The sequence below is a fragment of the Flammeovirgaceae bacterium SG7u.111 genome (assembly GCA_034044135.1).
GTDB lineage: Bacteria > Bacteroidota > Bacteroidia > Cytophagales > Flammeovirgaceae.
This window is the reverse complement of record CP139021.1, coordinates 431,390-444,162: the sequence shown is the minus strand read 5'-3', so window position 1 is coordinate 444,162 and position 12,773 is coordinate 431,390. Positions and strand designations below refer to the sequence as shown.

16 protein-coding genes are annotated in these 12,773 nt (G+C 41.4%); 15 read left to right on the top strand and 1 reads right to left on the bottom strand.

The window, feature by feature from the left end; all coding sequences use genetic code 11:
• The first annotated feature begins 29 nt into the window (after window positions 1-29).
• From R9C00_01755 to R9C00_01685, 15 genes are all read left to right on the top strand, one after another.
• Complete coding sequence (locus R9C00_01755) at window positions 30-1,250, top strand: beta-ketoacyl-[acyl-carrier-protein] synthase family protein (GenBank protein WPO36167.1); 1,221 nt, start codon at window positions 30-32, stop codon at window positions 1,248-1,250.
• Window positions 1,251-1,264: 14 nt separating this feature from the next.
• Entirely contained in the window at window positions 1,265-1,522 is a 258-nt protein-coding gene (locus tag R9C00_01750; protein WPO36166.1) for an acyl carrier protein, read from the top strand.
• Entirely contained in the window at window positions 1,515-2,405 is an 891-nt protein-coding gene (locus R9C00_01745) for a lipid A biosynthesis acyltransferase (GenBank protein ID WPO36165.1), read from the top strand. Before R9C00_01750 ends, R9C00_01745 begins: the two co-directional genes overlap by 8 nt.
• Entirely contained in the window at window positions 2,392-2,832 is a 441-nt protein-coding gene (locus R9C00_01740) for a hypothetical protein (GenBank protein ID WPO36164.1), read from the top strand. The genes R9C00_01745 and R9C00_01740 overlap by 14 nt, the downstream gene beginning before the upstream one ends.
• A gap of 5 nt (window positions 2,833-2,837) precedes the next feature.
• Window positions 2,838-3,251, top strand: a complete 414-nt coding sequence (locus R9C00_01735) for an acyl-CoA thioesterase (GenBank protein ID WPO36163.1) — start codon at window positions 2,838-2,840, stop codon at window positions 3,249-3,251.
• Between the two features lie 226 nt (window positions 3,252-3,477).
• Window positions 3,478-4,629 (top strand): beta-ketoacyl synthase N-terminal-like domain-containing protein, encoded by a 1,152-nt coding sequence (locus R9C00_01730; protein ID WPO36162.1) that lies wholly within the window; start codon window positions 3,478-3,480, stop codon window positions 4,627-4,629.
• Window positions 4,626-5,192 (top strand): hypothetical protein, encoded by a 567-nt coding sequence (locus R9C00_01725; protein WPO36161.1) that lies wholly within the window; start codon window positions 4,626-4,628, stop codon window positions 5,190-5,192. The genes R9C00_01730 and R9C00_01725 overlap by 4 nt, the downstream gene beginning before the upstream one ends.
• Before the next feature lie 52 nt (window positions 5,193-5,244).
• Window positions 5,245-5,502 carry a phosphopantetheine-binding protein gene (locus tag R9C00_01720; protein ID WPO36160.1) on the top strand — a complete coding sequence of 86 codons (258 nt, stop codon included), beginning with the start codon at window positions 5,245-5,247 and terminating at the stop codon, window positions 5,500-5,502.
• Between the two features lie 3 nt (window positions 5,503-5,505).
• A complete protein-coding gene (locus R9C00_01715) occupies window positions 5,506-6,708 on the top strand; it encodes a beta-ketoacyl-[acyl-carrier-protein] synthase family protein (protein WPO36159.1) in 1,203 nt (400 codons plus the stop codon).
• A gap of 12 nt (window positions 6,709-6,720) precedes the next feature.
• Complete coding sequence (locus R9C00_01710; GenBank protein ID WPO36158.1) at window positions 6,721-7,722, top strand: beta-ketoacyl synthase chain length factor; 1,002 nt, start codon at window positions 6,721-6,723, stop codon at window positions 7,720-7,722.
• The gene (locus R9C00_01705; GenBank protein ID WPO36157.1) at window positions 7,716-8,480 is read left to right on the top strand and encodes a polysaccharide deacetylase family protein; all 765 of its coding nucleotides are present in this window, start codon (window positions 7,716-7,718) and stop codon (window positions 8,478-8,480) included. Before R9C00_01710 ends, R9C00_01705 begins: the two co-directional genes overlap by 7 nt.
• Window positions 8,481-8,522: 42 nt before the next feature.
• Window positions 8,523-9,158, top strand: a complete 636-nt coding sequence (locus R9C00_01700; protein WPO36156.1) for an outer membrane lipoprotein carrier protein LolA — start codon at window positions 8,523-8,525, stop codon at window positions 9,156-9,158.
• On the top strand, window positions 9,133-9,741 hold the full coding sequence (locus tag R9C00_01695) for a hypothetical protein (GenBank protein WPO36155.1): 609 nt from the start codon (window positions 9,133-9,135) through the stop codon (window positions 9,739-9,741). Before R9C00_01700 ends, R9C00_01695 begins: the two co-directional genes overlap by 26 nt.
• 7 nt (window positions 9,742-9,748) lie before the next feature.
• Window positions 9,749-10,120 carry a hydroxymyristoyl-ACP dehydratase gene (locus R9C00_01690; GenBank protein ID WPO36154.1) on the top strand — a complete coding sequence of 124 codons (372 nt, stop codon included), beginning with the start codon at window positions 9,749-9,751 and terminating at the stop codon, window positions 10,118-10,120.
• A 154-nt stretch (window positions 10,121-10,274) separates the two neighbouring features.
• Window positions 10,275-11,471, top strand: coding sequence for a DUF2062 domain-containing protein (locus tag R9C00_01685; GenBank protein ID WPO36153.1), 1,197 nt, complete (start codon window positions 10,275-10,277; stop codon window positions 11,469-11,471).
• A gap of 10 nt (window positions 11,472-11,481) precedes the next feature.
• Here the strand turns inward: R9C00_01685 and R9C00_01680 are convergent, their stop codons facing one another.
• Window positions 11,482-12,540: a methyltransferase gene (locus tag R9C00_01680; GenBank protein WPO36152.1), complete on the bottom strand. Its 1,059-nt coding sequence runs from the start codon at window positions 12,538-12,540 to the stop codon at window positions 11,482-11,484.
• Window positions 12,541-12,773 lie beyond the last annotated feature (233 nt).

Sequence of the window (12,773 nt, the reverse complement as noted above, 5' to 3'; positions counted from 1 at the left end):
TTGCCCTTTATATACAACTACAAACTATTATGCAACACAGGGTAGTAATCACCGGATTAGGAATCTATTCGAGTATTGGCACCAATCTCGAAGAGGTAAAAAAATCATTGTACGAAGGAAAATCGGGCATCGGAATAGACCCAATAAGAAAGGAACTTGGTTTCAGATCTGCTCTTACAGCTATTTTACCTGAGGCAAGTCTCAAAGGGAAAATAAGCCGCAGGGCCAGAGTGGGCTTGCCCCAACAAGGTGAATTTGCCTACCTGTCCACCGTAGAAGCACTTGGAAATGCCAATATTTCGCAAGAGTACCTTGATGAAAACGAAGTAGGAATCATTTTTGGCAACGACAGCTCGGCAAAACCCGCCATAGATGCGGTGGATACCTTGCGCAAAAAACATGACACTACACTCATAGGCAGCGGTTCTATTTTCCAGTCGATGAACTCGACCGTGACCATGAACCTTTCTACCATTTTTAAGCTCAAAGGAGTCAATTACACCATTAGCGCAGCTTGTGCAAGCGGCTCACACGCCATAGGGAATGCCTATATGCTGATTAAAAATGGCTACCAAGATATGATTGTTTGTGGAGGAGCCCAAGAAGTAAACTTCGAGTCGATGGGTAGCTTTGATGGCTTGGGCACATTTTCCATAAGGGAAGGCGAGCCTACAAAAGCATCTAGGCCTTTTGATAGAGACAGAGATGGCCTTATCCCAAGCGGAGGAGCAGCCACGGTGATCATCGAAAGTCTAGAATCGGCACAGCGAAGAGGCGCACCTATTTTGGCGGAAATATTAGGTTATGGTTTTTCTTCAAATGGAGAACATATTTCATCACCTAACATTTCTGGCGCATCCAGATCACTCGAAATGGCTTTGAGACTGAGTGGGGTAAAAACCAGTGAAATCGACTATATTAATGCACATGCAACCTCTACACCTATAGGAGATGTGGTAGAAGGCATGGCTATCGACAGTGTATTTGGCGACTACAAACCTGAGGTAAGTTCCACCAAGTCAATGACAGGCCATGAGATGTGGATGGCAGGTGCTAGTGAAATTGTGTATTCTATTTTGATGATGCAAAACGATTTCATAGCCCAAAATTTAAATCTCGAAAATCCTGATGAAAAGATAAAAGGGTTAAATTTGCCCCAGAAAACAATCGAAAAGCGGATTGATACGTTCCTTTCTAATAGTTTTGGGTTTGGAGGAACAAATTCAACGTTAATTGTTCGGAAAATTTAAGCATACTTTTTAAGATGAGCAACGAAGAAATAATAGAAAAAATAAACGGGTTTATAGTAGACGAGTTTGAGGTAGATGAGGAAAAAATCAGCCCAGAAGCCGATCTAAAAACCACACTTGATCTTGATAGTTTAGACTATGTAGATTTGGTAGTAGAGATAGAAAACAACTTTGGTTTCAAGGTAAAGCCTGAAGATTTCACAGGCATCATTACCTTCGACGACTTCTATGTTTATATCATAAACAGGGTGAAAAGTAATCAGAATGCCTAAATGGAAAGGTAAAACGAGAGGCGGGCTTTTAGGCTATAAAATCTTCATTTTCATACTAAAGTCGCTTGGAATAAAGCCCGCATATTTCGTTCTTAGATTTGTTATTTTTTACTACATTTTTTTTGCTCCCAAGGCATCTCTTTCAATTTACCGCTACTTCAGAACTGCCCACAAGGCAAGTCCTTTGAAGGCTTTTTTCTCCATTTTCAAAAATTACTTCATTTTAGGGCAAATTCTTATCGATAAAATTGCCCTCATCTCTAGAGTGGAAACATCCTTCTCTTTCACGTTTACAGGTGAGGAACACTTGGTAGAAATGAAAAACCTCAACAAAGGAGGATTTCTTATCAGCGCACATGTGGGAAACTGGGAAGTGGCAGGACATTACCTCAAACGACTAGACACCAAGGTGAATATCGTGATGTTTGAAGCGGAGCATGAAAAAATAAAAGATCTTTTGGGCGAAGTGATGGGTGAAAAAAAATGGCAGGTAATCCCTATCAAAAATGATTTGAGCCACATTTTCCTCATCAATAGCGCACTGGCACGGAACGAGCTAATCTGTATTCATGGAGATAGGTTTGTAGAAGGGGCGAAGGCGCAAAGCAAGGAGTTTTTTGGGAATGATGCTTTTTTTCCCATTGGTCCTTTCACCATGGCGGCAAAATTACGAGTACCCTATTCTTTTGTCTATTGTGTAAAAAAGACTCCCGACCATTACCAACTCTACGCTACTCCATTGGAAAATACAGAGAAAAGTGTGAGCGAAATAATGGACGATTATGTAATTCGCTTGGAAGAAGTAGTAAAACAATACCCGGAACAATGGTTTAATTACTATGACTTTTGGGCTCAAGAAAATACCCCAAGTGGAAAAAGATAAACTCCCCATGCTAGACATTGACATTAGCGAATATATACCCCAGCGCCCGCCTTTTGTATTGATAACTGGCGTAACTGAAGTGGACGAGCAAAACATCACTACTATTTTTGAAGTGCCCGAAGGACATGTGTTGGAGGAAAATGGAACGCTAAAAGCAGGTGGGCTTATTGAAAATATAGCTCAATCGGCAGCATTTTATGCAGGTTATTCTTACAAAAAAAATGGACAAGAGATTCCCATTGGCTTTATTTCCTCGGTAAAAGGATTGGAAACAACTCGCTTGCCACTGGTGGGAGAAACCATTACAACCAAAGTGAGCCTCGTAAATGAAGTGATGGATTTTAAGATTTTTGAAGGGAAGGTTTGGGACGAAAAACAAGAGCTTTTGGCACGTTGTGAGCTGAGAGTTTTTACACAAAAAGGGTAACAACTATGCTGAAGAGCGAGAAAAAGATAGAAGTACAATTTCACGAAGTGGATAGCCTGCGCATTGTGTGGCACGGGCATTACATAAAGTATTTTGAAACCGGGAGAGAGGCTTTTGGGAAAGAGTTTGGGCTGAGCTACATGCAAGTGTATGCTCAAGGTTTTTTGATGCCCGTAGTAAAAGTTACTTGTGATTATAAACTTCCGGTACAGTACGAGGACAACATCGTAGTGGAAACTACTTTTCAAAACAGCCCTGCGGCAAAGGTTATTTTTACCTATATTATAAAAAACAAAGATACGGGGGCAATCAACGCTACGGGATATTCCGAGCAGGTTTTCCTCACCGAAGACAAACAGCTCCATCTCACCATTCCCCCATTTTTTGAGGAATGGAAAAAGAAGCATGGATTAAATTAGTGGTTGCTGGTTTCGAGTTGCTGGTTATCATATTTAATAAAGTCAGTACAGCAGAATTGACATACTTGCATCTTAAAACCATTGATACAAATTTATTCTAAAAGAAGCGTTTTTTGAAAACTAGTAACTAGAAACAAGCAACTAAAGGGTAATAAAAAATGGGATTAAATATTAAACCCAACAACAAAAAAGCTTAAAGTTGAATGATTAACCCAATAGCAAAAAAGTGAAGATTTATTCAGTAGCAGATTATATCATAAGCCCACTGGGGCTAGGAGCTGAGGAGAACTTGCACCAGTTGGAAAATGGCTGTACAGCTATCCAACAGCAAAATATCCCTGCTATTCCCGAAGAAAAATCAGTTTTTGCAGCTACTTTCCCCAACAACCTCGTTCAACCTTTTTTCACTTCAGAAGAATTAAAATCCTACACCTCACTGGAGCTTTGCTTCATTCTCGCTACTAAAAAAATACTGGAAGAAACACTGCTATCCGACTTTTCACGCTTGCTGTTGGTCATTTCTTCCACCAAAGGAAATATTGAATTACTTGGAGAGGAAAATCCGCATATCCCAAAAAAAAGATTGTTCATGCCTGAAATGGCAAAAGCTGTCAGCCAGTATTTTGATTTCCCCAATAGTCCCATGGTAGTTTCCAACGCCTGTATCTCGGGAATTTCAGGACTTTTGATTGGGCAAAAAATGATTAAAAAAGGTCATTACGACCATGCACTTGTATTGGGTGGCGATTCATTCAGCCATTTTGTCTATGCTGGTTTTCAGTCGTTCATGGCGCTGAGCAGCAGCTTTTGCGCTCCCTACGATAAAAATCGAGATGGAATTAATTTGGGCGAAGCCGTAACGGGCATTCTGTTGAGCAAAGACAAAAGTTTGTGCAAAGATAAAAATACCCTAGGCGAATTAGTAGGAGGTGGACAGGCAAACGATGCAAACCATATTTCAGGCCCTTCGAGGGAAGGAAAAGGGCTGAAAATAGCTGTGAGCAAAGCGATGGAACAGGCGGAAATCACTCCTGAAAAAATTGGCTACATCAATGCCCACGGAACTGCCACGCCTTATAATGATGAGATGGAAGCCATAGCCTTCAGCAGCCTTGGCTTGGAAAAAGCACCACTCAACAGCTTGAAAGGCTACTTTGGCCATACACTTGGCGCAGCAGGCGTACTGGAATCCTCTTTGGCTATTCGCCAGCTAAATAGTGGGATTTTACTTCAAAACAAAGGATTTGAGGAAATGGGGGTTTCGAAAAGCATCAACATATTAGAAGAAAACCTTCCCAAAGGAGGAATAGAATATATATTAAAGACCGCCTCTGGTTTTGGCGGGGGAAATGCAGCTGTAATTTTCAAAAAAGCATGAAACTGATCACCACAAGCAAAAGCAGCATTACGGCTGAGGGAGCATTTCACCAAGATAAAATGGTGGTGGCTAACGAATTTGAAACTTTCGGCAAGTACATGAAAGCTTGCTACCAGCAATTGGAGCTGGCTTACCCTAAATTTTTCAAAATGGATGGGCTGTGCAAATTATGTTTTATCGGGACGGAATTTTTGCTAAAACAACATTCCCTCTCAACTTATGCTCCTGAAAAAATTGCCATTATTCTACAAAATCAGCATTCTTCGCTGGTTTCCGACACCAAGCATTTCAACTCGATAAAAGACAAAGAAAATTACTTCCCAAGCCCTTCGGTATTTGTTTATACCCTGCCCAATATCATGATTGGCGAACTTTGCATCCGCCACGGCATCACGGGGGAAGGCACTTGCTTTTTGCCTTCCGACGATCCCGAGTTTATCGATAAGTACATCCAAGCTCTTTTTGAGGACGAAGGCTACCAAGCCTGCATCACCGGAAAAGTGGATTACACAGAGAAAGACTACCATGCAGAGTTGCAGTTGGTGGAAAGGGCTACCGAATAAACAGCAAACACTACTTTTTTACTAAATTTGAATTTTTAACACTTTACAAGCTATGTCAGCACTTATAGAAAAACTAAAAGGGGAGATTATAGAACAGCTCAATCTGGAAGATGTGAGCGTAGAAGACATCAAAGACGATGAGCAGCTATTTGGCGGAGGACTTGGACTCGATTCCATCGATGCCTTGGAACTGATCGTGCTTTTGGAAAGAGGCTATGGAATAAAAATAGCCAGTGCCGAAGAAGGAAAAAAGGTTTTTTATTCGGTAAAAACCATCAGCGAGTTTATTGAACAACACGCAGAGAAATAAATAATGGCAGAAAAGATAGTTGTCACAGGCATCGGCATCATTTCGGCTCTTGGGCTAGATACCCAAGAGAACCTTGCTGCGCTTTCCAACCAAAAAACGGGAATTGGGCATTCGGCTCGCTTAGTCGAAGGATTGCCTTCCGAATTCCTTTTTGGTGAAGTGAAAGCCAGCAATGAGCAACTTGCGGCAACACTTCTTTCTTCTCAACACCATAATTCAAGAACAGCACTTCTTGGGCTTAAAGCAGCCTCCGAGGCACTAAAATCCGCTTCGCTCAACTCAGAAATGCTTGGCAACTTTGGGTTGGTCAATGGAACGAGCGTAGGAGGTATGGATGTTTCCGAAATCCATTACAGCCAATTTGCCAAAGGAGAATCTATTGATTTCCAAGCTGCTTTCGGTACGCATGACTGCGGATTCAGTGCAGAACTAATAGCCGACACATTGGGGATAAAAAAACATATTTCCACCATCAGCACTGCTTGTTCCTCTTCGGCTAATTCCATCGCCTTTGCCGCCGACTTGATCAAACAAGGTAAGGTTGACGGAGCTTTGGCAGGAGGAACCGATGCCCTTTCTTACTTCACTTTCCACGGGTTCAACTCCCTCATGATCTTGGACAAAGAACGGTGCAAGCCCTTTGACGAGCAGCGAAAAGGCTTGAACCTAGGCGAAGGAGCTGCTTTTTTAGTGTTAGAATCTGAAAACTCTGCTTTGAAACGAGGGGCAACCATTTTGGCAGAAGTGGCAGGATATGCCAACGCCAGCGATGCCTATCACCAAACAGCATCTTCGCCCGAAGGCACAGGGGCAACCCTTGCTATTCGGCATGCGCTTGATATGGCAGGAATTTCTGCTGAGGATATTTCCTACATCAATGCGCATGGAACCGGCACGGAAAACAACGACCTTTCCGAAAGCATCGCCATCAAAAATATCTTTGGAGATACACTTCCACCTTATAGCTCCACCAAATCTTTTACGGGGCATACGTTGGGCGCTGCCGGAGGAATAGAAGCCGTTTTTAGCGTGTTGGCAATCAGCCAAGGAATTGCTTTTGCCAACCAAAAAATTACTCAACCAATGGAAGTATTGTCTGCTCCTCCGCTTCAACAAATACAGAAAAAAGCAGGCATCAAACATGTGCTTTCCAACTCTTTTGGGTTTGGGGGAAATTGCTCTTCTTTACTTTTTTCAAAAGCCTAATAAGCTAGCGCCATGAACGTATTTATAAACGGAACTTCCGCCATTTCTTCACAAGCAACTTTTGATGGTAATCAATACCTCTCGGAATGGGTTTCCCCAGAAAATGAGTACTTCAAATGCCTTGAACCAACCTACAAGGAAGTGATCAATGCCCGCTTGCTAAGAAGGATGTCGAGGATCATAAAGATGGGCGTAGCTACCTCGCTCAAAAGCTTGGAAGAAGCAGAGGTGGAAGACCCGAGTGCCATTTTGGTGGGAACAGGGCTTGGCTGCCTAGCCGATACCGAAAAATTCTTGGATGCCTTTTCGACAAACGATGGTGGGCTGCTCTCTCCTACTCCGTTCATCCAATCTACCCACAACACCATTGCAGGGCAGGTTTCCCTTTTGTTAAAATCTCATTCCTACGCTTTCACTTATTCACAGCGAGGACACTCATTTGAAAATGCTTTAGAAGATGCGATTGCGAAAACTTCGGAGGCAAACGCACAAGTTCTCGTAGGCGGTTTGGACGAAATTATCCCAACGAGCTTGAGTATTTTAAACAAATTAGCATGCACCCCAGCTTCTGCCAAAGCTCCTTTTTGGGGAGAAGGCTCGGCGTTTTTTATACTTTCAAACCAAGCTTCTGCCAGTTCTTATGCACAAATAAGTGCATTCGAAACACTTTATAACCCTGAAAGTGACGAAGAAGTAAAAGCTTGGATAAGCTCAAGCCTAGAAAAAGCAGAAATAACGCCTTCTGGGCTTGATGCTGTAGTAACAGGGGCTGATAAAAAGCTTAGTGAAGAACTTTTTGGAGAAATAGCCCTTGTCAGTTTTAAAAATATCAGTGGGGAATATTTTACCGCCAGTGCCTTGGGGTTAAACCTTGGGGCAAATATGGTGAAGAACCAACAGGTTTTCCAAAAAACACTTATTTTGGGGGATGGCCCAAGCAAGATTGACAACTTGTTGATCTACAACAACTTTAACAATAAGTATCATTCCCTGATCCTACTGAAAAAATGCTAAAATATTCTCATACAAAGCCCATGTTTTTTGTATTGCTTGCGGCTCTTGCCCTTAGCGACTTTTACTTCTTTACCCCTTTTTGGGCTTATCTCATCTTAGTGATTGTTTTTATGGCTGATATTGGCTTCGGCGCAGCCAACATGCAATGCAATTATTTCTTAGATGCAACAACGAGAGTAAACACACTTGAAAAAAAAATAGCCATCACGTTTGACGATGGGCCTTGTGAAAATACGCCAAAGCTGCTCGAAATTCTCCAAAAGCATAAGGCTAAGGCTACCTTCTTTTGTATAGGAAAAAATGTGGAAAAGCATCCTGAAATTGTAAAATCGATACACGAGCAGGGACATACGATTGGAAACCACTCCTTTTCCCATCACTTTTTCATTGATTTTTTTGGGAAGAAACGAATGATCAAAGAAATCAGCCATACGGATGAAGCGATCGAGAAAATCACAGGGGAAAAACCTGTATTTTTCCGCCCACCCTATGGCGTAACCAACCCGCCAATTGCTAAAGCTTTGAAAAAAACGGGGCATAAAGCCATCGGTTGGAACATTCGCTCGCTCGATACGTTGAGGAAAAAGGATGAGAAATTGGTAAAACAAATCAAGTCCAAAATCAGCCCAGGAGCGATTCTTCTATTTCACGACCACGTAGAAAAAAGCGATTGGTTGTTGGAAGAAATATTGACCATCGCTACCAAAAAAGGCTATACTTGTGTAGGGCTTGATGAATTAGTTTCCATTAAACACTAAGGCAGTTTTCATAGCCTAGGCTTTAAATTTGATCTAAACCTTATGAATAAACTTACGCTTTTACTGCTGATCTTTTCTTTCTCTTTCGCACTTCATGCGCAAGATGAAACACTAAAGCCTATGCAAAACCCTGAGGTGCTGAAAACCGGTATTACCAAGCTTTCCAAAGAAACCAGCAGCATTCAAGCAGATTTTGAGCAGGTGAAGCACATGGAAATCCTGTCGAGTGCATTGACTTCCAAAGGGAAAATCAAATTCAAAGCTCCTGATAAACTGAGGTGGGAATACAGCGAGCCATTTGAGTACATGATCGTACTAAACCAACAAAAAATGTTCATCAAAGACGAGGAAAAAACCAATACGTTTGATCTTGAATCGAGCAAAACCTTTAAGGAAATCAACAACATTATTGTCAATAGTGTGCAGGGAAATATCCTCGATAGCGAGCGGTTTGATATTTCGTATTTTGAATCAGCGGCAAACTACATGGCAAAGCTAAACAGCACCAACAGCCAGATGAAGGAAATCATCAATTCTATTGAAATTTACTTTGATAAAGCAGATTTTGGTGTTGTAAGCATCAAACTAATTGAGCCTACGGGCGACTATACAAGCCTCAATTTTCACAACAGAAAACTGAACAAACCGATTGATGACTCCTCGTTTATTCTTCATTAGCCTGCTTCTTTTTTGCGCCAGCTGCTCTACAAGCAAGCAGGTAAACACCCACAAAGTATTACCAAAAAGCTTTTTGGACGAAGCTTCGAAAGGGGTTATTTTTAGGACTACTGTCGATTTTAAAGACTACCATTTCAGTGGGCTTGTGGTGGTAAAACCCGACCAAAAAGGCATCCATATCCGCTTCATGAGCGAACTGGGGCCTACGGTGATGGCTTTCAGGCTCACCGAAGAGAAAATGGAAGCGATTAAGCTTTTGGAACAGCTTCAAAAAGATGTATTTTTAACCCAATTGGAAAATGACTTTAGGCTGCTACTTATGGCAAATAGGTACTACAATGGCGAAGTTATTTACAAAAAAAGAAAAAAAGAGGAAATGCATTTAGCGAAAGTAAAGGGCAAGGAAACTCACCGCTTTTGGCTAGATGAGACACGCAATAGAATTCTAAAAGCCGAAAGAAAAAGCACAGGAGTAGACAAAGTAATGGTCGATTATACTTACGAAGCAAGTGCGATTCCCAAAACTATTGTAGTAGAACATAAAATAGCTGGGCTTCGCTTGAAGCTGACAAATTTTAAATAGAAACTAAATGCTATTGGACGATTTGTACCAAATAAAAACTTGGAATGCCGAAGAGGGCAGTATTGAGGCGGAGCTAGCAATAAATGCCGAGCACAGCATTTTTGAAGGGCATTTCCCCGAAAACCCCGTGTTGCCAGGTGCATGCCAAGTAGAGATGGTTGGAGAGCTTTTAGGTAAAAACTACGGACAAAACTTCCGTTTAGACAAAGCTCAAAACATTAAGTTTTTATCAGTAGTTGACCCTACAAAAAGCAAACTTTTGAACTTCTCGCTCCAAGTGAAGGAGGATGGAAAAAACAAGGTGGTAAAAGCTATTGGAAAACTGGAAAGCGGCGAAGTTTGCATTAAGTTTAGCGGAATATTTTCAGAAGCTATTTGAACTATTTTAGTTTCTATTCAAATGGCTATTCTGCCCCAGAACTTCGTTATTTTTTCGGCAAATAGCTCTGCTATTCTTCTCAAAAATGCCTCGTTCAAGAACAAAACAACTCATTTTCTTTACGAAAAAAACAATTCAAATAGCTTCTATAATTATGGAGGAGACAAATTGGGGGGAAATAACAAAGGAATTGAAGTGCTGCGTGGTAATCCCCACCTACAATAATGAGCATAAAATTGGGAAAATCATCAAAGATGTCCTCCCCTACACTTCCGATTTACTAGTGGTAAACGATGGCTCTACCGATTCCACCTCAGAGATCCTCCAGTCCTTTGATGGGCAAATACACTGTATCAACTTTCCCAAAAACCAAGGAAAGGGAAAAGCCCTCCGCACTTCTTTCAAATGGGCGCTTTCCCACGGTTTCGACTATGTAGTTTCAATGGATAGCGATGGGCAACATTTCGCATCCGATATCCCACTTTTTTTGGAGCAGATAAAAGAGAATCCAAATTCTTTGGTGATAGGAGCTCGAAACATGAGCGAAACGAATGTGCCTGGAAAGAGCAATTTTGGGAATAATTTTTCCAACTTCTGGTTTTGGGTGGAAACGGGAATAAAACTCACCGACACCCAATCGGGCTTTCGGCTTTATCCCGTACAGGCGATGGAAAAAATCAAGTATTTCACCAACCGCTTCGAGTTTGAAGTAGAGGTAATTGTAAAAGCTGCGTGGAAAGATATTGATGTAGTGAACATTCCCATCCAAATCCACTACGACCCGCCCGAAGAACGGGTGACGCATTTCCGCCCCTTCCAAGATTTTTCGCGTATTAGCGTGCTGAATACTTACTTGGTCACACTCACTTTGCTGTATTACTTGCCCAAAAGGTTATTGAAAAACCTTACAAAAAAAAAAATAAAGAATTTTCTTAAGAAGAACTTGCTTGACCAAGAAGAGCCTACCCACATCAAAGCTCTTTCTATCGGATTTGGGGTGTTTATGGGTATTTTCCCCATTTGGGGCTACCAACTAATAGTAGGGATTTCCCTTGCTCACTTACTCAAGCTCAACAAGGCCATTTTCATTTTGGCAGCGCATATTTCCATCCCGCCCATGATTCCTCTGCTCATTTACATCAGCTTCAGGATGGGTGCTTTTTTTATGCCCGAGCACTTGGTTCAGGAGTTTGATTTGAACAAAAGCTTAGACTTGGACAGCATCTACCTCAACCTGAAACAATACCTTTTTGGCAGCATCGCTTTCTCTTTCTTAGCAGGAATTGTTACAACTGCGCTATCTTACCTTATCATCCATTTTACTCGAAAAAAGGCTATTGAAGCTGTGTAAAAAAAGCTTTCTATGCTTTTTGTAATTTGAGAATTGTATGATAGCTATGCCCTATTAGCGGATAAGATTCTACCAATTTTAATCCTGCTTTTTCGGTCAATTCCAGCATGCGCTCTTCCGTGTACATTTTGCTGTTACCATTGGCTACGGAGGTAAAATACAGGGAAGTTCCCGTAAGCGAATAAGCCGCCGCTGGGTAATCTTGGTTGTTGATAAACGGCTCTAAAATATATACATAGGCATTTTCATCGATGGCAGCATGAACATTTTGAAGGATGGCGACGATTTCCTCTTCGGAAAAGCAATCTAAAAACTGGCTCATCCAAACAGCGTCTGCACCTGCTGGAACTTGCTGTGAAGTATCGAGCAAGTTTATTTGGTGGAAGGAAATCCTGTTTTCAAAACCTCGTTTTTTAATATTTTCCTTCGCTACATTCAGCTGCCCTGCCAAGTCCAATATTTTTATATTCACACCTTCGTCAAAAGCGCAACATTCCATCGCCCATTTTCCCGTATTTCCACCAAGGTCGAACAAGAGCTTTGGCTTCTCTTTGAAAACAATTTTGAGAGCAGTCCCAAATGCTCCATCAGAGTAGAAATGGTCAAACTCAAACCAAGATTTTTGTACTTTGGGAGGCAACTGGCTCAAACCTTCGTACACCGTAGGCCATTCGCCAAATACTTTCAAGCCCTCTGGCTTTCCTTTTTTAATCGATTCTGTAGTAAACTTTGCCGCATCGTAGCAAACGTCGTTCACAAAATTGAGATTGACTTTGGTAAGCTCATCAGAATTGAGCATCACGCCAACTTTTGTCAAAATAACTGCACCATTTTCCAAAACCTCTACCACCCCAGCATTTGCCGCAGCTTCTATAAGCACCTCCACGCCATATAGGCTCACATCCAGCACTTTTGTAATTTCCTCAGGCGTAATCCCCTTTCTTTTTTTACTTATCAGCTCCATGATTCCCAATTCCCTCATAGTAATAACCGCTTGAAAATAGATAGGACCAAAAGCAAGTTTTTGGGCTTCGTACTTGGCTTCGATAATGGACAGTTCTTTAGACATCGAGATAAAATCGTTGGTTTTTTCTCAATATTACGCCATTTATCCAAAAGTGAAGAATAGAATTCTGATAATTTTGGCAGAAAGGAAAGGGATACAGATTTCTGAATATTTCTTTGATATCTTTGCCAAAAGAAGTAGCTGACCAAACATGACTTACACCGCTTCTTTTTACAAGCAATCCAATTTTTCCCTTTACAGTCTTAGATTGAATGTCATCATTTTTCTATAAAATA

What these genes read in the sequence shown, in the direction of transcription:
- R9C00_01755 (WPO36167.1), top strand. Translation starts at nt 30, where the DNA reads ATGCAACACAGGGTAGTAATCACCGGATTAGGAATCTATTCGAGTATT.
- R9C00_01750 (WPO36166.1), top strand. Translation starts at nt 1,265, where the DNA reads ATGAGCAACGAAGAAATAATAGAAAAAATAAACGGGTTTATAGTAGAC.
- R9C00_01745 (WPO36165.1), top strand. Translation starts at nt 1,515, where the DNA reads ATGCCTAAATGGAAAGGTAAAACGAGAGGCGGGCTTTTAGGCTATAAA.
- R9C00_01735 (WPO36163.1), top strand. Translation starts at nt 2,838, where the DNA reads ATGCTGAAGAGCGAGAAAAAGATAGAAGTACAATTTCACGAAGTGGAT.
- R9C00_01725 (WPO36161.1), top strand. Translation starts at nt 4,626, where the DNA reads ATGAAACTGATCACCACAAGCAAAAGCAGCATTACGGCTGAGGGAGCA.
- R9C00_01720 (WPO36160.1), top strand. Translation starts at nt 5,245, where the DNA reads ATGTCAGCACTTATAGAAAAACTAAAAGGGGAGATTATAGAACAGCTC.
- R9C00_01715 (WPO36159.1), top strand. Translation starts at nt 5,506, where the DNA reads ATGGCAGAAAAGATAGTTGTCACAGGCATCGGCATCATTTCGGCTCTT.
- R9C00_01710 (WPO36158.1), top strand. Translation starts at nt 6,721, where the DNA reads ATGAACGTATTTATAAACGGAACTTCCGCCATTTCTTCACAAGCAACT.
- R9C00_01705 (WPO36157.1), top strand. Translation starts at nt 7,716, where the DNA reads ATGCTAAAATATTCTCATACAAAGCCCATGTTTTTTGTATTGCTTGCG.
- R9C00_01700 (WPO36156.1), top strand. Translation starts at nt 8,523, where the DNA reads ATGAATAAACTTACGCTTTTACTGCTGATCTTTTCTTTCTCTTTCGCA.
- R9C00_01695 (WPO36155.1), top strand. Translation starts at nt 9,133, where the DNA reads ATGACTCCTCGTTTATTCTTCATTAGCCTGCTTCTTTTTTGCGCCAGC.
- R9C00_01690 (WPO36154.1), top strand. Translation starts at nt 9,749, where the DNA reads ATGCTATTGGACGATTTGTACCAAATAAAAACTTGGAATGCCGAAGAG.
- R9C00_01685 (WPO36153.1), top strand. Translation starts at nt 10,275, where the DNA reads ATGGAGGAGACAAATTGGGGGGAAATAACAAAGGAATTGAAGTGCTGC.
- R9C00_01680 (WPO36152.1), bottom strand. Translation starts at nt 12,540, where the DNA reads ATGTCTAAAGAACTGTCCATTATCGAAGCCAAGTACGAAGCCCAAAAA.